Annotated in this window: 22 protein-coding genes; 10 read left to right on the top strand and 12 right to left on the bottom strand. The window is 60.0% G+C overall.

The window, feature by feature from the left end; genetic code table 11:
• Positions 1 to 96: 96 nt before the first annotated feature.
• From BMS17_RS15965 to BMS17_RS15955, 3 genes are all read left to right on the top strand, one after another.
• A complete protein-coding gene (locus BMS17_RS15965) occupies positions 97 to 1,008 on the top strand; it encodes a LysR family transcriptional regulator (protein WP_046028632.1) in 912 nt (303 codons plus the stop codon).
• A 139-nt stretch (positions 1,009 to 1,147) separates the two neighbouring features.
• Positions 1,148 to 1,588 carry a type II 3-dehydroquinate dehydratase gene (gene aroQ, locus BMS17_RS15960; protein WP_046028638.1) on the top strand — a complete coding sequence of 147 codons (441 nt, stop codon included), beginning with the start codon at positions 1,148 to 1,150 and terminating at the stop codon, positions 1,586 to 1,588.
• A gap of 5 nt (positions 1,589 to 1,593) precedes the next feature.
• Complete coding sequence (locus tag BMS17_RS15955) at positions 1,594 to 2,448, top strand: shikimate dehydrogenase (RefSeq protein ID WP_046028866.1); 855 nt, start codon at positions 1,594 to 1,596, stop codon at positions 2,446 to 2,448.
• A 25-nt stretch (positions 2,449 to 2,473) separates the two neighbouring features.
• Here the strand turns inward: BMS17_RS15955 and BMS17_RS15950 are convergent, their stop codons facing one another.
• Both BMS17_RS15950 and quiC read right to left on the bottom strand, forming a co-directional pair.
• On the bottom strand, positions 2,474 to 3,151 hold the full coding sequence (locus tag BMS17_RS15950) for a TetR/AcrR family transcriptional regulator (protein WP_046028640.1): 678 nt from the start codon (positions 3,149 to 3,151) through the stop codon (positions 2,474 to 2,476).
• A gap of 102 nt (positions 3,152 to 3,253) precedes the next feature.
• Positions 3,254 to 5,155 carry a 3-dehydroshikimate dehydratase QuiC gene (quiC, locus tag BMS17_RS15945; RefSeq protein ID WP_077431229.1) on the bottom strand — a complete coding sequence of 634 codons (1,902 nt, stop codon included), beginning with the start codon at positions 5,153 to 5,155 and terminating at the stop codon, positions 3,254 to 3,256.
• Positions 5,156 to 5,563: 408 nt separating this feature from the next.
• Here quiC and BMS17_RS15940 point away from each other — a divergent pair, with 408 nt between their 5' ends.
• The gene (locus tag BMS17_RS15940; protein WP_046028643.1) at positions 5,564 to 6,901 is read left to right on the top strand and encodes an MFS transporter; all 1,338 of its coding nucleotides are present in this window, start codon (positions 5,564 to 5,566) and stop codon (positions 6,899 to 6,901) included.
• Between the two features lie 129 nt (positions 6,902 to 7,030).
• Here BMS17_RS15940 and BMS17_RS15935 read toward each other — a convergent pair whose 3' ends face one another.
• Positions 7,031 to 7,909 carry a DMT family transporter gene (locus tag BMS17_RS15935; RefSeq protein WP_046028645.1) on the bottom strand — a complete coding sequence of 293 codons (879 nt, stop codon included), beginning with the start codon at positions 7,907 to 7,909 and terminating at the stop codon, positions 7,031 to 7,033.
• 208 nt (positions 7,910 to 8,117) lie between these two features.
• Entirely contained in the window at positions 8,118 to 8,894 is a 777-nt protein-coding gene (locus BMS17_RS15930; protein WP_077431228.1) for an IclR family transcriptional regulator, read from the bottom strand.
• A gap of 251 nt (positions 8,895 to 9,145) precedes the next feature.
• Between BMS17_RS15930 and BMS17_RS15925 the strand changes: the two genes are divergently transcribed.
• Together BMS17_RS15925 and BMS17_RS15920 are read left to right on the top strand one after the other, a co-directional pair.
• Positions 9,146 to 10,042 carry a neutral zinc metallopeptidase gene (locus BMS17_RS15925; RefSeq protein ID WP_077431227.1) on the top strand — a complete coding sequence of 299 codons (897 nt, stop codon included), beginning with the start codon at positions 9,146 to 9,148 and terminating at the stop codon, positions 10,040 to 10,042.
• The gene (locus tag BMS17_RS15920) at positions 10,043 to 11,002 is read left to right on the top strand and encodes a hypothetical protein (RefSeq protein ID WP_046028656.1); all 960 of its coding nucleotides are present in this window, start codon (positions 10,043 to 10,045) and stop codon (positions 11,000 to 11,002) included.
• An 87-nt stretch (positions 11,003 to 11,089) separates the two neighbouring features.
• On the opposite strand, the gene BMS17_RS15915 is transcribed toward BMS17_RS15920, so the two are convergent.
• The 3 genes from BMS17_RS15915 to BMS17_RS15905 all read right to left on the bottom strand — a co-directional run bounded on the left by BMS17_RS15915 (position 11,090) and on the right by BMS17_RS15905 (position 13,223).
• Positions 11,090 to 11,683 carry an HAD family hydrolase gene (locus tag BMS17_RS15915; RefSeq protein ID WP_046028658.1) on the bottom strand — a complete coding sequence of 198 codons (594 nt, stop codon included), beginning with the start codon at positions 11,681 to 11,683 and terminating at the stop codon, positions 11,090 to 11,092.
• On the bottom strand, positions 11,680 to 12,549 hold the full coding sequence (gene tesB / locus BMS17_RS15910; RefSeq protein ID WP_077431226.1) for an acyl-CoA thioesterase II: 870 nt from the start codon (positions 12,547 to 12,549) through the stop codon (positions 11,680 to 11,682). Before tesB ends, BMS17_RS15915 begins: the two co-directional genes overlap by 4 nt.
• A gap of 104 nt (positions 12,550 to 12,653) precedes the next feature.
• Positions 12,654 to 13,223: a GNAT family N-acetyltransferase gene (locus tag BMS17_RS15905; protein WP_046028662.1), complete on the bottom strand. Its 570-nt coding sequence runs from the start codon at positions 13,221 to 13,223 to the stop codon at positions 12,654 to 12,656.
• A 74-nt stretch (positions 13,224 to 13,297) separates the two neighbouring features.
• Here BMS17_RS15905 and BMS17_RS15900 point away from each other — a divergent pair, with 74 nt between their 5' ends.
• Both BMS17_RS15900 and BMS17_RS15895 read left to right on the top strand, forming a co-directional pair.
• Complete coding sequence (locus tag BMS17_RS15900) at positions 13,298 to 14,218, top strand: histone deacetylase (protein WP_046028664.1); 921 nt, start codon at positions 13,298 to 13,300, stop codon at positions 14,216 to 14,218.
• Between the two features lie 298 nt (positions 14,219 to 14,516).
• The gene (locus BMS17_RS15895) at positions 14,517 to 15,758 is read left to right on the top strand and encodes a TIGR03862 family flavoprotein (protein ID WP_077431225.1); all 1,242 of its coding nucleotides are present in this window, start codon (positions 14,517 to 14,519) and stop codon (positions 15,756 to 15,758) included.
• Positions 15,759 to 15,881: 123 nt separating this feature from the next.
• Here BMS17_RS15895 and BMS17_RS15890 read toward each other — a convergent pair whose 3' ends face one another.
• Entirely contained in the window at positions 15,882 to 17,216 is a 1,335-nt protein-coding gene (locus BMS17_RS15890; protein ID WP_077431224.1) for a DEAD/DEAH box helicase, read from the bottom strand.
• Positions 17,217 to 17,294: 78 nt separating this feature from the next.
• Positions 17,295 to 18,221 (bottom strand): drug/metabolite exporter YedA, encoded by a 927-nt coding sequence (gene yedA, locus BMS17_RS15885; RefSeq protein WP_046028668.1) that lies wholly within the window; start codon positions 18,219 to 18,221, stop codon positions 17,295 to 17,297.
• 163 nt (positions 18,222 to 18,384) lie between these two features.
• Here yedA and BMS17_RS15880 point away from each other — a divergent pair, with 163 nt between their 5' ends.
• Positions 18,385 to 18,843, top strand: a complete 459-nt coding sequence (locus tag BMS17_RS15880) for an Lrp/AsnC family transcriptional regulator (protein WP_046028670.1) — start codon at positions 18,385 to 18,387, stop codon at positions 18,841 to 18,843.
• Between the two features lie 177 nt (positions 18,844 to 19,020).
• On the opposite strand, the gene BMS17_RS15870 is transcribed toward BMS17_RS15880, so the two are convergent.
• The 3 genes from BMS17_RS15870 to BMS17_RS15860 all read right to left on the bottom strand — a co-directional run bounded on the left by BMS17_RS15870 (position 19,021) and on the right by BMS17_RS15860 (position 21,046).
• The gene (locus BMS17_RS15870; RefSeq protein WP_046028672.1) at positions 19,021 to 19,632 is read right to left on the bottom strand and encodes a PolC-type DNA polymerase III; all 612 of its coding nucleotides are present in this window, start codon (positions 19,630 to 19,632) and stop codon (positions 19,021 to 19,023) included.
• A gap of 22 nt (positions 19,633 to 19,654) precedes the next feature.
• Positions 19,655 to 20,134, bottom strand: a complete 480-nt coding sequence (locus BMS17_RS15865) for an NYN domain-containing protein (RefSeq protein ID WP_007946629.1) — start codon at positions 20,132 to 20,134, stop codon at positions 19,655 to 19,657.
• Between the two features lie 138 nt (positions 20,135 to 20,272).
• Positions 20,273 to 21,046 carry a DUF2076 domain-containing protein gene (locus tag BMS17_RS15860; protein ID WP_046028675.1) on the bottom strand — a complete coding sequence of 258 codons (774 nt, stop codon included), beginning with the start codon at positions 21,044 to 21,046 and terminating at the stop codon, positions 20,273 to 20,275.
• A 178-nt stretch (positions 21,047 to 21,224) separates the two neighbouring features.
• Between BMS17_RS15860 and BMS17_RS15855 the strand changes: the two genes are divergently transcribed.
• Entirely contained in the window at positions 21,225 to 21,899 is a 675-nt protein-coding gene (locus tag BMS17_RS15855; RefSeq protein WP_077431222.1) for a YciC family protein, read from the top strand.
• Positions 21,900 to 22,018: the final 119 nt, after the last annotated feature.

The raw sequence follows: 22,018 nt of genomic DNA, 5'->3' as shown, positions 1-22,018 counted from the left end.
ATCAAATCTGGATGAAACGCCAGTAAAGCACTGCGGCGGTGATTTCATCTACAGTGTCGGCATTCAGTCCTCATTTGATCCCCGGTGTAATCAATCATGCAGCGAGTCTTCGATGATCTTCAGTTGGGCAGCATCGAACTGTTTTGCCTCGCAGCGGAAGCCGGGAGCTTTACCGCCGCCGCGCTGGTGGCAGGGGTGACGCCGGCCGCCGTCAGCCGTTCGGTGTCGCGCATGGAAGAACGCCTGGGCGTGCGCTTATTCGCGCGCACCACCCGCAGCGTGAAGTTGACTGACAGCGGCCGCCGTTATTACGAAGAATGTCGTCAGGCGCTGGCGCAATTGATCGAGGCTCAGCGCGAGGTCATGGGCCAACAGCAGCAACCGTCCGGCACGTTGCGTATCAGCATTCCAACGACCTATGCGCACCACAGAATTCTGCCGTTGCTGCCGGAATTTCGAGCGCGCTTTCCCGATGTAAAGGTCGAGTCGCACATCAGCAATCGCAACATCGACTTCGTCGGCGAAGGCTATGACATGGCGATTCGCGTGCGGGCCATCCCCGATTCCGGCTTGATCGCCCGTCACCTGGAAGACGCCGAACTGGTGATGATTGCCAGTCCCGAGTACCTCAAGCGCGCTGGCGTTCCACAAACGCTGGATGAGTTGGCGCAACACGAATGCATTCAATACGAATTGCCCAGCAGCGGCCGGCGAATTGCCTGGCTGTTCAATGACAATGGCGTGCCGCGAGAGATTTTGGCCGAGGGCAGTTTCAGTTGCTCGGACGATGTGCTGGGTGGCGTTACCCTGGCCAGACATGGGGCGGGACTGTTTCAGACGTACCGGTTTATCGTCGAAAACGAATTGGCCGATGGCTCTCTGGTGGAGGTGCTCAAGCCTTTCGGCAGGCGTTCGCGGCCGTTCACGTTGCTGTATCCGCAAAGCCGGCACATGCCGCTTCGGTTGAGGGCGTTTATCGACTTTCTGGTCGAACATCTGCCGCGCTGATCGTCGCCACTGTCCGATCACCGCACACAAAACACGACCAACCCGCCTCTTTAATTGACCAAATTAACCAGCTAGTACAATTTATCTCCACAGGCTGATGACACCAGCCGATTCCAAAAATAATAAGTGGAGACTTCCCATGCCCCCTATCGTTCTGGTGCTCAACGGCCCGAACCTGAACCTGCTCGGCACCCGTGAACCGGCAACTTATGGCCACGAAACCCTGGCGGATATCTCGGCGCTGTGCGGCCGCGCCGCCGAAGAGTTCGGCTTGGTCGTGGAATTTCGCCAGACCAACCACGAAGGCGAATTGCTCGACTGGATTCACGCCGCTCGTGGGCGTTGCGCCGGGATTGTGATCAACCCGGCCGCCTGGACTCACACCTCGGTGGCGATCCGCGACGCTCTCGTTGCCAGCGAACTGCCGGTGATCGAAGTTCACCTGTCGAACGTCCACGCCCGCGAGTCGTTCCGGCATCACTCGTTCGTCTCGGCCATCGCCACCGCGGTCATGGCCGGTTTCGGCAGCCACGGCTATCGCCTGGCACTGGAACATTTCAGTCTGAAATTGAAGGGGTGAACGCGATGACTCAGCACAACAGCGTACTGGCCGGGCTGATCGGCGCCGGGATTCAAGCCTCCCGCACACCGGCACTGCACGAGCATGAAGGCGACGCGCAGGGCATGCGTTATCTCTACCGTTTGATCGATCTGGATCAGTTGAAGCTCGACAGTAGCGCCCTGCCCGATTTGCTGTTGGCGGCCGAACGGATGAATTTCACCGGGCTCAACATCACCTTCCCGTGCAAACAGACGATCATCCCGCTGCTCGACGAACTGTCGCCAGAAGCCCGCGGCATTGGCGCGGTGAATACCGTGGTCTTGAAAGATGGCAAACGAATCGGCCACAACACTGATTGCCTGGGTTTCGCCGAGGGTTTTCGCCGTGGCTTGAAGGACGTTGCCCGTGAGCGTGTCGTACAAATGGGTGCCGGCGGTGCAGGCGCGGCGGTGGCCCACGCGCTATTGAGCGAAGGTGTACAGCTGCTGAGCATTTTCGATGTGGAGATCAGCCGCGCGCAGGCCTTGGCGGATAACCTCAATCAACATTTCGGGGCCGGTCGCGCGGTGGCCGGGCATGATTTGCCGAGCACTTTGGGCCTGGCTGACGGCTTGGTGAACACCACACCCATGGGCATGAAAAAACTCCCGGGCATGCCCGTGCCGGCGGAGTTGCTTCGCGCCGAATTGTGGGTGGCCGAGATCGTGTACTTCCCGCTGGAAACCGAACTGCTGCGCAACGCCCGCGCCCTTGGTTGCCGGACCCTGGATGGCGGCAACATGGCAGTGTTTCAGGCCGTGAAGGCATTTGAATTGTTCAGCAACGTAGTGCCGGATGCGCAGCGAATGCTGGCGCACTTTCAGAGCATGAAGGGTTGAAGGGGGATAACCCCCTCACACAAGGTCAGGCCTGCAGATAGCGCAACACCGACTCACAAATCATCTCGCGATGACGCTGCTTGATGGCGTCGTCCGGCAGGTCGATCTGAAAAATCTCACCAAAGGTATGGCGGTTCGACACGCGATAGAAGCAGAACGAACTGATCAGCAAATGCACATCCAGCGGCACGAGCCCCGCGCGGAATAGACCTTCTTCGGCGCCACGACGCAAAATTTCGCCCAGTGAATCGAGGATCGTGTTGTTCATCGCCTTGATCGCATCGGAGCGCTTCACATACTCGGCATTGTGAATGTTCTCGATGCTCACAATGCGCACGAAATCGACATTGCGATCATGGTGATCAAAGGTGAACTCCACCAGGCGCCGGATCGCCTCGACCGGCGCCAGTTCGGTCAGGTGCAAGCGGTTTTCGGTGCTGCGAATGTCTCCGTAGAGTTTTTCCAGCACCTCAACGTACAGCTGCTCCTTGCTGCCGAAGTAGTAGTAGATCATGCGCTTGGAGGTGTGAATGCGCTCGGCGATTGCATCGACGCGAGCACCGGAAAGCCCCTGCTGGACGAACTCGACAATCGCCTCTTGAAGGATGTTTTCGCGGGTCTTTTCCGGGTTGTTTTTGCGGCCCTTGCGCGGCTCGACGATCACATCGTCGGGCACTGCGGAGCGTTCTGAAGTCATTGTCATTACGGGCTCACGGCCATCACTGCACAGGCTGGCGATTATGGGCCGCTGCGCACAGTGAAGGAAGCCGCGTGGCAGCGGTTTGTATCGGCGCTTACGATTTTCCTACAACTTGGCCTGACGGATCGCACCGCTGCGAGATTTGGCCATCGCCGCCAGTCGCACCGCCACGTTCGCTGCGCCGTACCCCGCATAGCCGTTCTTGCGTTGAATGATTTCAAAGAAGAACCGCCCTTCAAATGGCTCGGTGTACACATGAAACAGTTCGCCGCCCTGAGCATCGCGGTCGTACAAAACGTTGTAATACGCCAGTTCGCTGAGGAACTCGTCATCGAAATCAAACCGTGCGGCGAGGTCATCGTAGTAATTGAGCGGGATGTCCAGCAACGGCACACCCGCCTCCTTGGCCCGGCTGACTTGCGCAAAGATATCGTCGCAATCGAACGCGATGTGATGCACACCGGAGCCGCGATAACTCGACAGCGCGTGTGAGATGGCGGTGTTGCGGTTCTCGGAAATGTTCAGCGGCAAACGGATCGAACTGTCGCGGCTGCGCAGCGCACGGCTTTTTACCAGGCCGTACGGGTCGGGCAGCACCACTTCATCGTCAGCTTCAAAGTCCAGCAGGCTCTTATAAAACAGCACCCAACTGTCGAGGCTGTCGGCCGGCAATGCCATGGCCATATGGTCGATACGCTTGAGGCCGCCGCTGGCCACGGCGTCGGGGAACAGATGGAAATCGGTGCCATAGACATCGGCGTCTTGATCCACCAGATAGATCAGGCTGCCATCCGGGGCTCGAACCGCCGCCAGTTCCAATTCGTTGGGGCCCACCAGCCCGCGATACGGCTGACCTTTGTAGGCCACCGCCCGGGCCAGCGCACTGGCGCTGTCCTTGACCCGCACGGCCGTCGCGCACAACGACGGGCCATGGGCTTCGAAAAAACTATGGGCAAACGAATACGGTTCGGAGTTGAGGACCAGGTTGATATCGCCCTGACGCAGCAGGCTAACGCTCTTGGAGCGATGCTGCCCGGCCTTGACGAAACCCAACCGTTCCAGCCAATGCGAGAGCTTGGCACCGAGGCTTTCGTCCACTGCAAACTCGAGAAACTCGATGCCGTTGTATTCGCTGGCCTTTGGCGTCTCGAACAAAATATCGAGGTTGGCCGAGGGCTTGGTTTGCTGCTCCAGACGCTGACGGGTTTTCTCCTCCAGGTACAGCAGCGAACGCAAACCGTCGGCGGCATTGGCCCGAGGCGGCGCGGCACGGAAACCGTCGTTGAAGATTTCCAGCGACAGCGGCCCGGTGTAACCGCTCTGGATGATCGGCGCAAGAAAGCCCGGCAGGTCGAATTCACCCTGGCCCGGGAAGCAGCGGAAATGCCGGCTCCACTCCAACACGTCCATGGCCAGGATGGGGGCATCGGCCATTTGCACGAAGAAAATCTTGTCGCCCGGAATTTCGGCGATGGCGCTCGGATCGCCCTTGAGCGACAGCGTGTGAAAGCTGTCCAGCAAGACGCCGAGGCTAGGGTGATCCGCCTGGCGAACGATGTTCCACACCTGTTGATAAGTGTTCACATGCCGGCCCCAGGCCAAGGCTTCGTAACCGATTCGCAGACCACGCGCGCCGGCACGTTCGGCCAGCAGGCGCAAATCGTCGACCAGGATCTGTTCATCACCGACCGAATCAGCCGAGGCGTTACTGCACACCAGCACCAGGTCAGTGCCCAGCTCCTGCATCAAGTCGAATTTGCGCTCGGCCCGCTCGAGGTTGCGTGACAGGCGGTCACGGCGGCAGCCTTCGAAATCCCGGAAGGGTTGAAACAGTGTGATCGCGATCCCGAGATCGGCGCACATCTGTTTGATTTCCCGTGGGCTACCGTCGTAGTAAAGAAGGTCATTCTCGAAAATCTCCACTCCGTCAAAACCGGCGGCGGCAATGGCTTCGAGCTTTTCCGGCAGGGTACCGCTCAAGGAAACGGTGGCAATGGAACGCTGCATATTTCGACTCCCGGTGGTGGAGACACTCTTGTTATCGATATCGCACGCTTCGCTTTATGTAGCAGCTGGCGAAGCCTGCGTTCGGCTGCGCAGCAGTCGTGAAATCGGGCGATGCGGTCTTACAGATAAACCGCATGCGACTGCTTCGCAGCCGAACGCAGGCTTCGCCAGCTGCTACAGGGTCCGCGTTTAACTTGAGGGGAATTATTGGCCTGGCAGAATCGAACAGCAATTCAAAGTGTACTATCCGGTTAGTTTTGCGCGCGATTATCGAACACTATGGCCTTTGGCGAATTGACGATTTTTTGTCCACTGCGCAACATCAACTCCACATTGAGCCCGGTCATGAAACATCGGACTCGGTTACAAAAGACCCAGAACACCACATAAAAACAATCGGTGGCCTACATGATTCCTTCCCAAAGCTCACGCATGGCTCCGGCCATGAGCGTCACTGCCGGCGGCATCGGCGACAAAATCCGCGGCGCCATGGCGGTCGGCAAAACCCGTTGGGGCATGCTGGCGCTGGTGTTCTTCGCGACAACCCTGAACTACATCGACCGCGCCGCCCTGGGCGTCATGCAGCCCATCCTCGCCAAGGAAATGAGCTGGACGGCGATGGACTACGCCAACATCAACTTCTGGTTCCAGGTCGGTTACGCCATCGGTTTCGTGCTGCAGGGCCGCTTGATCGACCGGGTCGGTGTCAAGCGCGTGTTCTTCTGCGCGGTGCTGCTCTGGAGCATCGCCACCGGTGCCCACGGCCTGGCCACTTCAGCCGTCGGCTTCATGGTCTGCCGTTTCATCCTTGGTTTGACCGAAGCCGCCAACTACCCCGCCTGCGTGAAAACCACCCGCCTGTGGTTCCCGGCCGGTGAACGCGCCGTGGCCACCGGCATCTTCAACGCCGGGACCAACGTCGGTGCGATGTTCACCCCGATGTTGCTGCCGCTGATCCTGCATGTCTGGGGCTGGCAAGCCGCGTTCCTGTGCATGTCGGCACTGGGCGGGATCTGGTTGCTGTTCTGGGGCTTGAAATACTTCAACCCGGAAGATCACCCGAGCGTCAAACAGTCGGAACTGGACTACATCCAGAAAGAAGTCGAGCCGGAACAAGCCCGCGTCCCCTTCTCCAAAATCCTGCGCATGCGTGGCACCTGGGCCTTCGCCCTCGCCTACTCGATGACCGCGCCGGTGTTCTGGTTCTACCTGTACTGGCTGCCGCCGTTCCTCAATCAGCAATACAACCTGGGGATCAACGTGACCCAGATGGGCATTCCGCTGATCATCATTTACCTGACGGCTGACTTCGGCAGCGTCGGCGGCGGGATCCTCTCCTCGTTCCTGATCGGTCGCGGTATCAACCCGATCAAGGCGCGGTTGATGTCCATGTTCCTGTTCGCCTGCTGCATCGTCGGCGTGGTCATGGCGGCCGGCGCCAGCAATCTGTGGGTCGCAGTGGCCGCCATCTCCCTGGCCATCGGTGCTCACCAGGCCTGGACCGCAAACATCTGGAGCCTGGTGATGGACTACACGCCCAAGCACATGATGAGCACGGTGTTTGGTTTTGGCGGCATGTGCGCAGCCATCGGCGGGATGTTCATGACGCAGTTGGTCGGCCATATCCTGACCGTCACCAACAATAACTACACCGTGTTGTTCACCCTGATCCCGGCGATGTACTTCATCGCGCTGACCTGGATGTACTTCATGGCACCGCGCAAGATTCCTGCCGTCACCAAATAAAAAAGCTAATCACAATCCCTGTGGGAGCGAGCCTGCTCGCGAAAGCGTTCTGTCATTCAACATTAACGTTGACTGACTTGACGCCTTCGCGAGCAGGCTCGCCCCCACAGGTCGTTCATCGATAGCTGTTTATCGGCGACTCTGTTGCCACGCCGCCGCCAATCCGCTGCAGCAAATCACCGCGATCCCGATCACCGTAGTCAGGGTCGGTGTGTGGGCAAACAGCAGCCAGCCCAGCAGACCGGCAAACACAATCTGGCAATAACCGAACGGCGCCAGCAACGCCGGCGCAGCGTAGCGAAACGCCTGGGTCAGGAACAAGTGAGCCGTCATCCCGCACGCGCCCAACGCGACCATCATCAAGCCATGCCCTAGGCTCGGCACTTGCCAGAAGAACGGCACCAGCGCGCTCATCACCAGGGTGTTGCACAGGCCGGCGAAGAAGTTGCTGGTGGTCGGGCTATCGATGTTGCTGAGCTTGCGGGTGAGCAATTGATAGAAGCAGAAGAACAGCGCCGAGCAGAGCGGCAGCAGCACCGCTGGCGTGAACAGATCACCGCCGGGGTGGACGATGATCAACACGCCGCTAAATCCACAAATTACCGCGATCCATTGGCCGCGGGTGACGTGTTCCTTCAGCAACGGCACCGACAGCGCGGTGACCAATACCGGCGCAAGAAAGTTGACCGCCGTGGCTTCGGCCAACGGGATGTATTGCAAACCGGTGGTGAAAAACAGACTGGTGCCCAACAGGCACAACGCCCGCATCACTTGCAGCCATGGCCGCTTGGTTCGCAGTACGCGCAATCCGGATTGCGGCAGGAAAATCCCCGCCATCAACAAGGTGTGAACCACATAGCGCGCCCAGACCACCATGACGATCGGATAGAAACCGGAGAGGTATTTGGACAGGGCGTCGTGACTGGAGAAGAGGAAGGTGGCGACGACAATCAGCAAAATCCCTTTGAAGGGCTGGTTTACGCCGGAGAGCGGAGTGCTGACGGTCATGGGGTTCCCTTGTGCCTGGCGAATTCCAATAATTTAGAACCTGGTTCCAGATTCCAATACAAGCATAGGCCGAAAGTGTTCGAACATCGCACGGTTTCACTGTGGGAGCGGGCTTGCTCGCGATAGCCATTCATCATTCAACATTGATGTCGACTGACACTCCGCCATCGCGAGCAAGCTCCCACAATGGATGGGTGGTGTGTTCGAATCAGCTGAACAACTCTGAAGCAAGGCTCGCCGCCGACAACTCCTCGGTATACCTCAACAACAGCGGCGCCAACTCATGCAACCGAGCACCCGGCATACGTGCGCTCGGCCCGGCGATGCTCAGCACCCCCATCACCCGCCCCTCGCTCGGATGGCGCACCACGGCAGCAATCGCCGAGGTGCCCACCGCCGAACTCTCTTCAACCCAGGCATAACCCTGCTCACGCGCCAGACGCAAGCGCTCCAGCAGTTCAATGTTGGAACGCGGCGCATTCGGCCCCAGGTCTTTGGGCCGCTCCCCGCCCTGGCGTTCTACCAGCGACAACGCCTCGGCATCGCTCATGCACGCCAGCCAGGCGTGGCCCGATGCGGTGTAGAACAACGGCGCATCGCGGCCCATGTCCGGGTCGTAACGCAGGCCGGACCGGGCACCTTGCGACTTGGCGATCCAGATCTGCCGCTCGCCTTCAATGACGCCCAGGCGCACCAGTTCACCGGTCTCCTGCGCGAGGCGATCCAGCACTGGCTGCACGATATCGGCGCCGCTGCCCGAGAGATAACGAAACCCCATCGCGATCAATTTAGTGGTCAGGTGATAGCGCAGGTTCTCTGGATTCTGTCGCACATAGCCCAACCGAATCAGCTCGGCGAGCAAGCGATGGGTCGCGCTTTTCGGGATGTCCAGTTGTTCCGCCAGGGTCTGCATCGGCAGTCCGCGCGGGTCACTGGTAAGGCTTTCCAGCACGCTGAAAACACGTTCGATCTGACTGCCGGCCATGGGAGGTTCCACACACAATTTGCCTGATTCTAGAAGATGAACCCGGTAATGCGAAATCTGGAACTCGTCGATCGCCAGGTTCATTCGATAAAAACCCGGCACCTGACGGAATTCGATGGGGAGTCCACGTTCATACAAGTCTGGAATACTGCAGGCGAACGCCGGGAATAGCCGAAACCCGGACGATCGGACTGGCGCCGCTCCCTCACACCAGCAACACTCACCCCCACGGACAATCAGAGGATTCCCACATGCTATGGAAAAAAGGCCGACGCAGCGACAACGTGGTCGATGCCCGTGGCGATGATGCCGGCGGTGGCGGTGGGGGTGGAATGCGTTTCGGTGGCGGCAAGGGCTTGAGCCTGACCGCGATCATTCTGATTGTCGGCATCGGCTGGATCACGGGCCAAGATCCGCTACAAATCCTCGGACAACTTACGGGTCAAATGAGCGAGCAATCGGCGCCAGCCACTAACCAGACCCGCAAGGCGCCACCGGCAAACGATGAGGGCGCCGAATTCGTCCGCTCGATCCTCGGTGACACCGAAGACACGTGGGGTCAGATTTTCCAGCAGGCAGGTCGGCAATATAAGGACCCGACGCTGGTGCTGTTCAGCAATCGCGTCAACTCCGCCTGCGGTCTGGCGACGTCGGCAACCGGCCCGTTCTATTGCCCGGCGGACCAGAAGGTCTACCTGGACATGGCGTTCTTCCAGGAAATGTCGCAACGCTTTTCCGCCGCCGGTGACTTCGCGCAGGCCTACGTGATTGCTCACGAAGTCGGACATCACGTTCAGACCTTGCTCGGCGTTTCAGCGAAAATTCAGGCAGCCCGTGCCCAAGGCCGGCAAATGGAAGGCGATGGCGGCTTGCTCGTGCGCCAGGAACTGCAAGCGGATTGCCTGGCCGGGGTGTGGGCCAACAATGCGCAGAAACGTCTGAACTGGCTGGAACCGGGCGACATCGAAGAAGCCTTGAACGCCGCCAACGCCATCGGCGACGACCGCTTGCAGCAGCAAGGTCAGGGTCGCGTGGTGCCGGACTCGTTTACCCATGGCACATCAGCGCAAAGGGTGCGCTGGTTCAAAACCGGATTTGCGCAAGGCCAGGTGGGCCAGTGCGATACCTTTGCGGCGAAAAATTTGTAAATGAATAAGTGGCTGTTAGCTCTACTGTTTACCTGTGCAACAACCCAGGCCGCCGAGCATGCGGTCAAGGCAGTAAGCCCCGGTCGGCTGTTGCTCAAAGAAGGCGAGATGGCGGTGGGCATCGGCCCGGCTCCGGCGAAAATCGAACGTGTGCTGATCATCCTCCATGGTCGCTTGCGCAACGCAGAAACCTATCGGCAAAGCGCAGAGCAAGCGGCAGAGTGGGCGGGCCAAAGTGCATCCACGCTGGTGATCGCCCCGCAATTTCTCAATGAAACCGACGTAGCACTGCATCCCGTGGCAGACACTGTGTTGCGCTGGCAGGGCAATGACTGGATGGCGGGCGGGATGTCCACCGCGCCCTTTGCGGTGAGTTCCTATGCGGCGCTGGATCAAATCATCGCGAGGGTCAGTGATCGCCAGCAGTTTCCGGACTTGAAAGAGATCGTCATCGCCGGACATTCCGGTGGCGCCCAGGTCGTCCAGCGTTATGCATTGCTCGCTCACGAGCAACCGGAGCTGACGGCCGCAGGCATTAAGGTTCGCTATGTTGTCGCCAACCCTTCCTCGTACGCGTATTTCGATGAGCGTCGGCCCGTGGTGTTCAACCACGCGAACTGTCCGGGGTTCAATCGCTGGAAGTATGGTCTGACAGATTTACCCCTCTATGGCAGTGGGCAAACGTCACCGCAGATTGAAGGCAATTACGTCAAACGTGACGTGACTTATCTGCTCGGGCAGCAAGACATCGACCCGCAACAGCCTGCACTGGACAAGGGGTGTGAAGCAGAGGCCCAAGGCGCGAATCGCCTGGCTCGTGGGCACTTTTACTTTGATTATCTGCTGCGCCGCAATCCGCGCGGAGTGAACCAGCGACTGGTTGAAGTGCCAGGCGTCGGGCATAACGGGGATGAAATGTTGACTTCGCCGGAGGGGATCAAGGCGTTGTTTGGGCAGTGAGTGTAGGGGTGCCTAAGCTGACGCCATCGCGGTCAAGCCCGGCTCCCACCGTAGATTTTTAGCAGGCGCCTGCTCGCGAAGAGACCCTCAAGCCAACAGCATCTGCCGCAACGCCACACAATCCGCCGCATGCCAGTCCGTCAGTTCCGGCCACGGGTTATCCGGCAGATTCACCAACACCGTCCGCGCCCCTGCCGCTCGCCCGCAATCGAGATCAAAGCGGTAATCACCGACCATCACCATTTCGCTCGCGGGCACCTTCCAGGCCTCGGCCAGTTTCAGCAAACCACCGGGATGCGGCTTGGGCGGCGCTTCATCACGCCCCAGCACATCCTCCACCGCGAAGCAGTCGGCCAGGCCAATCGCCTCCAGCGTCACATGCGCCAACTCCCGGGCATTGCGCGTGAGAATCCCCAGGCGATAGCCGCGCCCGGCCAATTCTCGCACCAGCTCCACGGCACCCGGCGCCGGCTTCGAACCCAGCGCCAGATCACGTTCATGCTCCAGTAGCCACGCATGTTTAGCCGCCGCTTCATCGGCCGGCAGTGCGGCGAGGTGGGTCAGGATGTCGTCTTCAGCCGGGATCGCCAACGCCACGCGAATCGCCGCGAAGTCATGCACGGCCACCGTCAGGGTGCCGTCCATGTCGAACACCCAGTGACGCACCTCGGCCAGGCTCATGCCCAATCCTTGCGATGACGAATCAGGCCTTCCTGCGTGACCGAGGCCACCAGTTGTCCTGCACGGTTGAACACGCTGCCACGGTTAAAACCACGGGAATTACCGGCCCAAGGGCTGTCCATCGCGTAGAGCAACCAGTCATCGGCGCGCAGGTCCTGATGGAACCACAGCGCGTGATCGAGGCTGGCGACCTGCATGTCTTTGTGCCAGACCGATTTGCCATGAGGTTGCATCGAGGTCACCAGCAGACCGAAGTCCGAGGCATAGGCCAGTAGGTATTTGTGCAGCGCCGGCGAGTCAGCCAGCGCACCGTCGGCGCGAAACCAGACGTACTTGATCGGATCGGATGGCAGTGGGTTGTAGGGATCTTTTTCGGTCACCGGACGGAATTCGATCGGTTTCGGGCACAGCAGCTTTTCGCGCATGTGCTCGGGGATCAGGTGCGCGTGCCTCTTGGTGATTTCCAGCTCCGTCGGCAGATTTTCCGGGCCGACCACTTGTGGCATTTCGGTCTGGTGCTGGAAGCCTTCTTCGTCGTACTGGAACGAGGCGCTGCAGGTGAAAATCGGATTGCCCTTCTGGATCGCCGTCACCCGGCGCGTGCTGAAACTGCCGCCATCGCGCACCCGGTCCACTTGATAAACCACGGGCAACGCGGAATCGCCCGGTCGCAGGAAATACCCGTGCATGGAATGCACATGCCGGGCTGCTTCAACCGTCTGACTGGCTGCCGACAGCGACTGACCGATCACCTGACCGCCGAACAACTGGCGAAAACCCAGGTCCTGGCTGCGGCCGCGGAACAGGTTTTCTTCGATCGGTTCCAGGGTCAGCAGGTCGACCAGATCATCCAACACTTGGCTCATTCAGACTCTCCTCACACAAAACATTGCCGCGCAGTCTTGGCTGGCACGGTCGATACACTTTCGGGACAGGCCCCATGGGCGCCATTGTAAACGTGCGCGCCGGCTTATCCATGCAAGGTTTGCAGCCATTGTTCACGGGTGATGCGGTAAAGCACATGGTGACGCAAGGGATGATCGGCCGCGAGCCTGGGATGCTCAAAGTCATCGGCTGAATCATGGTGCATGCCGATGGCCTGCATGACTTTCTCGGAGGGCGTGTTGTTTTTGGCGGTGAAGGACACGACCTCGGTCAGCGCCAACCGGTCAAACCCGCAACGCAGAGCGGTCCATGCCGCTTCACTGGCATACCCCAGGCCCCAATGTTCGCGGGCCAGGCGCCAGCCGATTTCGGTCGCGGGGGTAAATGGTGCGTCGAAGCCCACCACACCCAGCCCGGTAAATCCGATGAATTGGCCAGTGTCTTTGCGTTGCAGTGCCCACAGGCCGAAACCATGCTCGGCAAAATGCCCGCGAATACGCCCGATCAGCGAGGCACTTTCCAGACGGCTCAACGGTGCCGGAAAATATCGCATCACCTGCGGGTCGGCGCACATCGCCGCAAATTCCGGCAAATCCTCATCGCGCCACTGCCGCAACAGCAGTCGCGCACTTTCGAGTTGCAGTATTGGCTCCATGGTGCCCCCCTGTTTCCATGCCGCAAGTCTACATCGCTGGTAGGATCCTTCTCTCATTCCTGTATGAAATCATCATGCCGCTGCCGCTGATTTATCACGAAGACTACAGCCCCGAGTTCCCGGCGGATCACCGCTTCCCCATGGACAAGTTTCGCCTGCTGCGCGATCACCTGGTGGACAGCGGCCTGACCAAGGACGCCGATCTGTTGCGCCCGCAGCTCTGCCCCTCGGACATACTCGCCCTCGCCCATGACACTGCCTATATCGAACGCTACATGAGTGGCGAGTTGTCCCGTGAAGACCAACGTCGCCTCGGCCTGCCCTGGAGCGAAGCCCTGGCGCGACGCACGGTGCGCGCGGTTGGCGGTTCGTTGCTGGCAGCAGAACAGGCGCTGGAACACGGACTGGCCTGTCACTTGGCCGGCGGCACGCATCACGCACATTACGACTACCCGGCCGGCTTCTGCATCTTCAATGACCTGGCGGTGATCAGCCATTACCTGTTGGAAAGTGGTCGGGTGAATCGAGTGCTGATCTTCGATTGTGACGTGCATCAGGGCGACGGAACTGCACGTATCCTGCACAACACCCCGGACGCAGTGACGGTTTCCCTGCATTGCGAAAAGAATTTTCCTGCACGCAAAGCCGAAAGTGACTGGGACATCCCGCTGCCCAAAGGCATGGGCGATGCCGACTACCTGAACGTGGTCGACGATGCGCTCAACTATTTGCTGCCGCTCTATCAACCGGACCTGGTGCTGTATGACGCCGGGGTCGATGTGCATAAGGACGACGCACTGGGTTACTTGAAGCTGACGGACGAAGGCGTGGCGGCGCGAGATGAAAGCGTGATGCGCCATTGCCTGGGCCGGGATATTCCGGTGGTCGGAGTGATTGGCGGCGGTTACAGCAAGGACCGCAAAGCCCTGGCACGCCGGCACGGCATCCTGCATCACAGCGCTCAACGGGTCTGGCAGTCATCAGGTTGTCACTGAGTCGGGAACCTTTACCCACAATGCCTGTGGAACTGCCTGTGGATAACCTGAGTGAAAGGGCCTGCAGCCCATACCAGGCATGGGCTACAACTTGATGATTGTTTTTTGAACAGCTCTTCTGAAACCATCGAAGATCAACTGTGGGAGCGGGCTTGCCCGCGATGAGGCCGGCAAATTCAAAGTCTTTGTTGACTGACACTCCGCTATCGCGGGCAAGTCGGATCGCCGCACCGCCACTCCCACAGTAATTGGGTACTGCTAGAATGCGCGGCTATTCCGCCACACTGCAGCGCTCATCATGACCCAGCCGTCGAATCCACCCTCCCCTCAAGTCGCCATCATCGGCGGTGGCCCTGCCGGCCTGATGGCGGCGGAAGTCCTGAGCCAGGCCGGGATCAAGGTCGACCTCTACGACGGCATGCCTTCAGTGGGACGAAAATTCCTGCTGGCCGGTGTCGGCGGCATGAACATCACCCACTCCGAAGCCTATCCGGCGTTTCTTTCGCGCTACGCCGAGCGCGCCCCGCAGATTGCACCGCTGCTGCGCTCCTTTGGCGCCGACGCGCTGTGCCAATGGATTCATGACCTGGGTATCGAAACCTTTGTCGGCAGTTCCGGCCGGGTGTTTCCGACCGACATGAAAGCCGCGCCGCTGTTGCGGGCCTGGCTCAAACGCCTGCGAGACGCCGGCGTAGTTATCCACACCCGCCACCGCTGGCTCGGCTGGAATACCGATGGCAGCCTGAAAGTCTCAAGTCCCGAGGGTGAAAAAAACCTGGCGCCGGACGCCACGCTGCTGGCCCTCGGTGGCGGCAGTTGGTCGCGCCTGGGTTCGGACGGTGCCTGGATGCTGCCACTGGATCAGCGCGGAGTAGGATTGGCGCCATTGCAACCGAGTAATTGCGGCTTCGAGGTGCAGGCCTGGAGCGAACTGATGGTCAGTAAATTCGCCGGCGCCCCGCTGAAAAACATCGCCATCGGCCTCAATGACGACGTTCCACGGCTCGGCGAATGCGTGATCACCGCCACCGGGATTGAAGGCAGTTTGATCTACGCCCTCTCGGCACCGATTCGCGATGCCATCAACCAGCACGGCTGCGCAACTATTCATCTCGACCTGCTGCCCGGCAGGCCTGTGGATAAAGTGCAGGCGGCACTGAGCAAACCTCGCGGTTCACGCTCGATGGCCAAACACCTGCACAGTCAGCTGGGCATTGATGGGGTCAAAGCAGCGTTACTGCGTGAACAGACCCCGGCCGACTGCTTCAGCGACACGGCGCTGCTGGCCAAAGCGATCAAGGCGTTGCCACTGACGCTGGTAAAAACCCGTCCACTGGACGAAGCCATCAGCAGTGCTGGCGGTGTGCTGTTCGAGTCAATGGATGAGCGATTGATGCTCAAGCAAATGCCTGGCGTGTTCTGCGCGGGGGAGATGCTGGACTGGGAAGCGCCGACGGGCGGCTACCTGCTGACCGCGTGTTTCGCCAGCGGGCGTGCGGCGGGGATGGGGATGGTGGAGTGGTTGAAACACCGCCACTGATGATCGTTCCCACGCTCTGCGTGGTAACGCAGCCCGGGACGCTCTGCGTCCCAACAGCGGACGCAGAGCGTCCATTGAGGCATTCCCACGCGGAGCGTGGGAACGATCACCTCGCCGCAGCTGTTAAGGCTTACGCTTACGCGGCCCGGTGTTGAACACCGGCACTTTACGCACAGGTTTGATCGAAGGCTCCGGCGCCGAAGCATCCCCGCTCTCAACCCACTTGCCCAGGTTGCGCTTGCCGCCACCGGAGGTCTTTGGCTTCTTCGGTTTTTTCGGTTTCTTGACCACCTGACCGCTGGCATCGGTGTCCGGCACGCGGTGTTCTGGTTCGAAGTCGTGCTCCACTTGCCGAGGCAATGTCTGACGGGTCAACGTCTCGATGGCCGACAGCAAATTCACTTCATCGGCACACACCAACGAAATGGCCTGCCCAGTGGCGCCCGCACGGCCGGTACGACCGATGCGGTGGATGTAGTCTTCGGCCACGATCGGCAGGTCGAAGTTGACCACCAGCGGCAAGTCTTCGATGTCCAGACCACGGGCCGCGACGTCCGTCGCCACCAGGATCTGTACTTCGCTGGCCTTGAAACGGTCCAGTGCGCGCTGGCGCGTTGCCTGTGGTTTGTCGCCGTGAATGCCGTCGGCATTGACGCCCAGTCCCTGAAGTTTTTCCACCAGTGCGTCCACACCGTTACGGGTCTTGGCGAACACCAGCACTTGCTTCCACTTGCCCTTGCGCAGCAAGTGAATGAACAGCTCCGGCTTGCGCTTCTTGTCGACCGTCACGACCCACTGTTTCACCGTGTTGGCGGCCACGTTACGCGGGCTGACTTCGATGCTCAGCGGGTCGTTGAGCATTTGCCCGGCCAGCGTGCGGATCGCATCGGAGAACGTCGCCGAGAACAACAGCGTCTGACGCTTCTTCGGCAGCGCCTTGTAAATGTTCCCCAGCTCCTCGGAAAAGCCCAGATCGAGCATGCGATCCGCTTCGTCCAGCACCAGGGTTTGCAGCTGATTGAACTTCAGCGCGTTCTGACGAAACAGGTCGAGCAAACGGCCCGGCGTCGCCACCAGCAGATCGACGCCGCTGCGCAGTTTCATCATTTGCGGGTTGATGCTGACACCGCCGTACACCGCGTAAGTGCGCAACGGCAGATTCTCGGCGTACTGGCGCACGGCCTCGTGGACCTGTTCGGCCAGCTCACGGGTCGGCACCAGAATCAGTGCGCGTACCGAGTTGGCGGTGACTTTCGGCCCTTCCATGGCCAGCAATTGCAGAAGCGGCAGCGCAAAACCGGCGGTCTTGCCGGTGCCGGTCTGAGCGGCGGCCATCAGGTCGCGACCGGCCAGCACCGCCGGAATGGCTTGCGCCTGAACCGGCGTCGGGGTCTGGTAGCCGAGCGTCTCGAGAGAGCGCAGCAAGGGTTCGATCAGGCCAAGGGTGGCGAAAGTCATGGGAGTACCGTAGGAAAATTCAGCGCGGGTTTTTCAAAACAAGTGTGCAAAACAAGATGCAATGGCGCGCAGTTTACCCTAATTCACTCGCGATTCTGTCGGCGCGGCTACAGTCGGCTGCACAGGCGTACGACGCCACTGCGGCAAACCGATCAACACCACGGCGCTAATGATCACCAGCATCGCCAGCCCTTCTTCGATCCCAATGGTCTCGCCGACAAACACGATCCCCAACAACACCGCCACCGCCGGATTGACGTAGGCATAACTGGTGGCGGCCGCCGGACGCACATGTTTCAGCAGGTACATGTAGGCGTTGAACGCGATGATCGAACCGAAGACGGTCAGGTACGCCAGCGCCGCCCAGCCTTCGATCGGTGGCATGCCTTGCAGATGCTCACCGCTGACCGCGCTGCCGATCAGCAACACCACGCCGCCCACCAGCATTTCCACGGCACTGGCCATGGCACCCTGGGGCAACGGCAAATGTTTACTCCACACTGAACCGAACGCCCAGGAGGCGGCGGCAAACACCAGCAATGCCGCGCCCAACGGACTCGATTGCAGATTGGAGCCGAGGTTGAGCATGGCGATGCCGATCAGTCCGAGCACAATCCCGGCCCATTCCAGGCGAGTATTACGCGCGCCCCAGAAATAGCCGCACAGCAAGGTAAACAGCGGCACCGTCGCTACCGCCAACGCCGCGACACCAGAGGCCACGCCCGTGTGCTCCGCCACGCTGACCGCGCCGTTGCCGCAGCTGAGCAGCAAAATCCCGATGATCCCCGCCGCTTTCCACTGCGCCCAGGTGGGTGCCGGCGCCCCGCGCCAGCGCAGGAAGGCGTACATCAACGACCCGGCGATCACGAAGCGGACCCCGGCGAGCAACAGCGGCGGCCAGTATTCCACGCCGATGCGAATCACCAGGTACGTCGAGCCCCAAATCACGTACAAGGCGAAAAAGGCAGCGATCAACGGTAAGGGAAAGCGACGAAGGCCAGGCATGGTGCGCTCGCAGGCAAAGACAAGAGAACCGCTATTCTAGAAAGGCCAACGGCTAAAAATAAGTTACAAAACCTGTTTATAGCGCCGGTACACTTTTCAAAGAACGGTGATTATCGATATAAACCGTGCTTTCGAAAGTCAGTCACTTTTCAGGAAGACGACCATGGACAAATACGACCGCATGCTGCTCAGTGCCCTGCTGGAAAACGGTCGTGCGTCCTACGCCGACCTCGCACGCAAAGTCAACCTGTCCGCCCCGGCCGTGGCCGAGCGTGTGGCCAAGCTGGAAGCCAGCGGTGTGATCACCGGTTATCAGGCAAAAGTCGACATGGCCAAGCTCGGCTTGCCGATCCAGTGCATCATCGAGCTGCGCTTGAACCAGCATGGCAATCAAAAGGCCTACGACGACCTGATCAAAATCCCGCAACTGACCGAATGCCACCGGGTGACCGGCGATCCGTGCGTGATCATGCAAGCGGCGGTGGGCTCGATGCCGGAGCTGGAGGAGTTGATCAACCGGATTGCCACGTTTGGCTTCAGCAAGACGTCGATTGTGTTGTCGAGTGCGATAGAGAAGCGCGTGCCGCTGGGGCACATCGAAGGCAATGGCTGTAGGAGCTGAGCTTGCTCGCGATGGCGGTTTAACAGTCAACATTGAGGGTGACTGGATCGTTCCCACGCTCTGCGTGGGAATGCAGCTCGGGACGCTCCGCGTCCCAAGAGCGGACGCAGAGCGTCCGATGAGGCGTTCCCACGCGGAGCGTGGGAACGATCAGGGACAGGGGAGTTTGCGGTGGTATTAGAACCCGCGATGGCGCTTGAGGTGTTCGTTGATCTTCGCCGCCGGCACTTTCTGCAAGCCGCACAGCAAATCATGGGACAACTCACGCAGCCCATGCCTGCGCTGCAATTCTTCCATCAAGTGCGTCGTCAGGTTCGCGGCCATCTCGGCATCAGCCATGGCCCGGTGAGCCTTGCCCGTATCGGGCAGGTTGGCAAATGTGGTGAGCGTGCCGAGCTTATGGTTCGGCGCGGCGGGCATCAGGCGCCGGGCCAGCAGCAGCGAGCAGGCAAAGTTCTGCAAACGCGTACGTTTGATCCGCCCCAGTTCGAAGTCCCAGAACTTCTGGTCGAACGCCGCATTGTGCGCGAGCAACGGAGTGCAGCCGACGAACTCGTTCACCTCGTTCATCACCTGCTCCGCCGACGGCGCGGTGCGCAGCATGGCGTTGCTGATGCCGGTCAGTTGCTCGATGAACGCCGGGACGCGCACGCCCGCATTCATCAAGCTTTGGTAACGCTCGACGATGCGCCCCTCTTCAAGGATGACCACGGCAATTTCCGTGGCCCGGCAGCTGCTGCTCGGGGAGATCCCGGTGGTTTCAAAGTCGATGACTGCGATGCGTTCCAAACCTGTTTCAACTCCGTAAAAATCAATTCTTGAGCAGCAAGGCGCCTTCGATTGGCACATAACGACTGGCGGCGCGGATCAGCGAGTTGGCGGTCAGGCCCGGTACGCCATAGGCCACCGCTTGCACCCCGTGTTTGCTGATGATGCGTTCCAGCAGCATGTCGAAATCACCGTCACCGGAGGCCAGCACCACTTCGTCGACATGATCGGCGGCGTCCATGATGTCGAGGGTGATGCCCACGTCCCAGTCGCCCTTGGCCGAGCCGTCGCTGCGCTGGATATAGGGCTTGAGCTTCACGGTGAAACCGAGATTGCGCAGGATCTGCTGAAACTGTTGCTGCTTGCTGTCACCGCGATCGATCGCGTAGGCATAGGCCTCGACGATCTCGCCCTGTTTGCTGATGTCAGCCCACAACGCGGCGTAGTTGAAGTGGCAACCGTAGGCCTGACGCACGGTGTAATAGAGGTTTTGAACATCGGCGAACACTGCGATTTTTTTCACCGCGGGCTTCCTCTTGGCGCACAGGCGCGCAGGCGAGATCAGGCACCTGGCCCGAAAAGTTGCCCAGTATGCCAGCCCGAAGGATTGTTCCGCGAATAATCGGCCCGGGGCACGGTCGCGCCCCGGACGAATGGCATATCAGACGAAGGAGTCGTCGTCGCTGCCGAAGAACGATGAGTCGTCATCGCTGTAGTCAGTGTTGGCAAAACCGCCCTGATCGTTGGAGTTGTCGGCCATGCGCTGGTCATCGCCCCAGCCATTGTTGCCCTGGTCATTGTTGCCCTGGTCATTGACCGGAGCCGGTTCTTCCTTGATGACTTCAACCACTTCCGGTTGCTGATTGTGATGGAACAGGCTGCTGATGCCTTGTGCCAGCATCACGCCACCCGCCACGCCCGCCGCCGTTTTCAGCGCACCGCCGAGAAAACCGCTGCCCGCCGCCGGCGCTTGCTGCTGAGGTGCGTAATTTTGTTGGGGTGGTGCGGTACCAAAGCTCTGCTGTGGCGCTTGTGAGTTGAACGATGGCCGTGCCGGTTCACGCCAGCCACCGGTGGACGGCGGTGCGCTCTGGGTCGGGGCCGGCTGCGGATCACGGGCGCTGCTGCCGAAGATGCCCGACAAAAAGCCACCACTGCTCGGGGCCGGGGCCGCTGTCTGTGCCTTGGCCGATTGCAGTTCGGCCTGCAATTGCTGCACTTGCTGGGTGAGTTGTTTGTTCTGTTCGTCGAGGCTCTTGATGGCGGCTTCTTGAACCAGAATGGCCTGGGTCATGAAATAGCCGGCCGCAGGCTGGCGAGTCAGGTGCTCCTTGATCCGCGCCTCGGCCTGGGCGTCGCGCGGGGCTGAATCCGTTTCGGCCTGTTGCAGCCGGGAAAACAGTCCATCGATCAGGGTTTGTTCTTCGCTGTTCATGGCGACCTCGTAGATTGCCGGGGAAATCGTTGTCCTTTTCCAAAGAGGATAAGGTGCTCGACCTTAATGGAGACTGAAACAAGTTGTTTCAATGAGCTTTACCTAACGTTTACGTTTGCGTTTCCAAGTGTTTCATCGGTTAAAGTGGACCACTGCTTCCAACCTGCGATACCGACTGATGAATCCGTTCGACGTGCTGCGTGACTCCTTGTATTTCTTCAAGCGCAATCTGGGCCAGATCGTGCAACTGTGCTTGCCGCTGGTGATCTTCGAGGCGCTGCTGCAACAAGTGGTCGACCACTCCACCGAACCGGACAGTTTCCCCGGCGTCAGCGTGATCGTCGGCTTGCTGGTTTATCCGCTGTACACCGCCGCCCTGATCCTGTTTCTCGACGCCCGCAGCCGGGGTGAATCACCGCGCAATCGCGACCTGCTGGCGAGGTCCGCCTACTTGTGGCCGCGCTTCGCCCTGCTGACGGCGCTCAATACCCTGCTGATTCTGCTCGGCCTTTCGCTGTATTTCCTGCCGGGCATCTGGCTGATGGTGACGTTGGCGTTCGGCGAGTATTTGCTGGTGCTGCGCGGCATGACCCCACTGGCGGCCATGAAAGAAAGCCTGCGCCTGACCCGCGGCCATTTCATGCGCATTCTGGTGTGCATCCTGTGCGTGATGGCCCCGTTGTGGCTGCTCAAGGGTGCCACCCTCGCGGTGTACCCGGAGCCACAGAACCCGGTGATTTCCCTGCTGATCGACAGTGCTCACAGCTTCCTGCAACTGTTCACCAGCGTGGTGCTGTTCCGTTTGTTCATGCTGATCGGCGATGCACCCGAGCAGATTGACCGGCCACTTTGACTGCCTCCCCTGTAGCAGCTGGCGAAGCCTGCGTCCGGCTGCGTAGCAGTCGTCATCCAGCGCGTGCGGTTTACCTGATGCATCGTGGGCACCGATTTTACGACTGCTGCGCAGCCGGA

Origin of the sequence: Pseudomonas sp. C9, from assembly GCF_002000165.1 — a bacterium.
GTDB lineage: Bacteria > Pseudomonadota > Gammaproteobacteria > Pseudomonadales > Pseudomonadaceae > Aquipseudomonas.
This window is presented reverse-complemented; position numbering and strand designations above follow the sequence as displayed.

Coding starts and splice junctions, on each gene's coding strand:
- BMS17_RS15965 (WP_046028632.1), top strand. CDS start 97: ATGCAGCGAGTCTTCGATGATCTTCAGTTGGGCAGCATCGAACTGTTT.
- aroQ (WP_046028638.1), top strand. CDS start 1,148: ATGCCCCCTATCGTTCTGGTGCTCAACGGCCCGAACCTGAACCTGCTC.
- BMS17_RS15955 (WP_046028866.1), top strand. CDS start 1,594: ATGACTCAGCACAACAGCGTACTGGCCGGGCTGATCGGCGCCGGGATT.
- BMS17_RS15950 (WP_046028640.1), bottom strand. CDS start 3,151: ATGACAATGACTTCAGAACGCTCCGCAGTGCCCGACGATGTGATCGTC.
- quiC (WP_077431229.1), bottom strand. CDS start 5,155: ATGCAGCGTTCCATTGCCACCGTTTCCTTGAGCGGTACCCTGCCGGAA.
- BMS17_RS15940 (WP_046028643.1), top strand. CDS start 5,564: ATGATTCCTTCCCAAAGCTCACGCATGGCTCCGGCCATGAGCGTCACT.
- BMS17_RS15935 (WP_046028645.1), bottom strand. CDS start 7,909: ATGACCGTCAGCACTCCGCTCTCCGGCGTAAACCAGCCCTTCAAAGGG.
- BMS17_RS15930 (WP_077431228.1), bottom strand. CDS start 8,894: ATGGCCGGCAGTCAGATCGAACGTGTTTTCAGCGTGCTGGAAAGCCTT.
- BMS17_RS15925 (WP_077431227.1), top strand. CDS start 9,146: ATGCTATGGAAAAAAGGCCGACGCAGCGACAACGTGGTCGATGCCCGT.
- BMS17_RS15920 (WP_046028656.1), top strand. CDS start 10,043: ATGAATAAGTGGCTGTTAGCTCTACTGTTTACCTGTGCAACAACCCAG.
- BMS17_RS15915 (WP_046028658.1), bottom strand. CDS start 11,683: ATGAGCCTGGCCGAGGTGCGTCACTGGGTGTTCGACATGGACGGCACC.
- tesB (WP_077431226.1), bottom strand. CDS start 12,549: ATGAGCCAAGTGTTGGATGATCTGGTCGACCTGCTGACCCTGGAACCG.
- BMS17_RS15905 (WP_046028662.1), bottom strand. CDS start 13,223: ATGGAGCCAATACTGCAACTCGAAAGTGCGCGACTGCTGTTGCGGCAG.
- BMS17_RS15900 (WP_046028664.1), top strand. CDS start 13,298: ATGCCGCTGCCGCTGATTTATCACGAAGACTACAGCCCCGAGTTCCCG.
- BMS17_RS15895 (WP_077431225.1), top strand. CDS start 14,517: ATGACCCAGCCGTCGAATCCACCCTCCCCTCAAGTCGCCATCATCGGC.
- BMS17_RS15890 (WP_077431224.1), bottom strand. CDS start 17,216: ATGACTTTCGCCACCCTTGGCCTGATCGAACCCTTGCTGCGCTCTCTC.
- yedA (WP_046028668.1), bottom strand. CDS start 18,221: ATGCCTGGCCTTCGTCGCTTTCCCTTACCGTTGATCGCTGCCTTTTTC.
- BMS17_RS15880 (WP_046028670.1), top strand. CDS start 18,385: ATGGACAAATACGACCGCATGCTGCTCAGTGCCCTGCTGGAAAACGGT.
- BMS17_RS15860 (WP_046028675.1), bottom strand. CDS start 21,046: ATGAACAGCGAAGAACAAACCCTGATCGATGGACTGTTTTCCCGGCTG.
- BMS17_RS15855 (WP_077431222.1), top strand. CDS start 21,225: ATGAATCCGTTCGACGTGCTGCGTGACTCCTTGTATTTCTTCAAGCGC.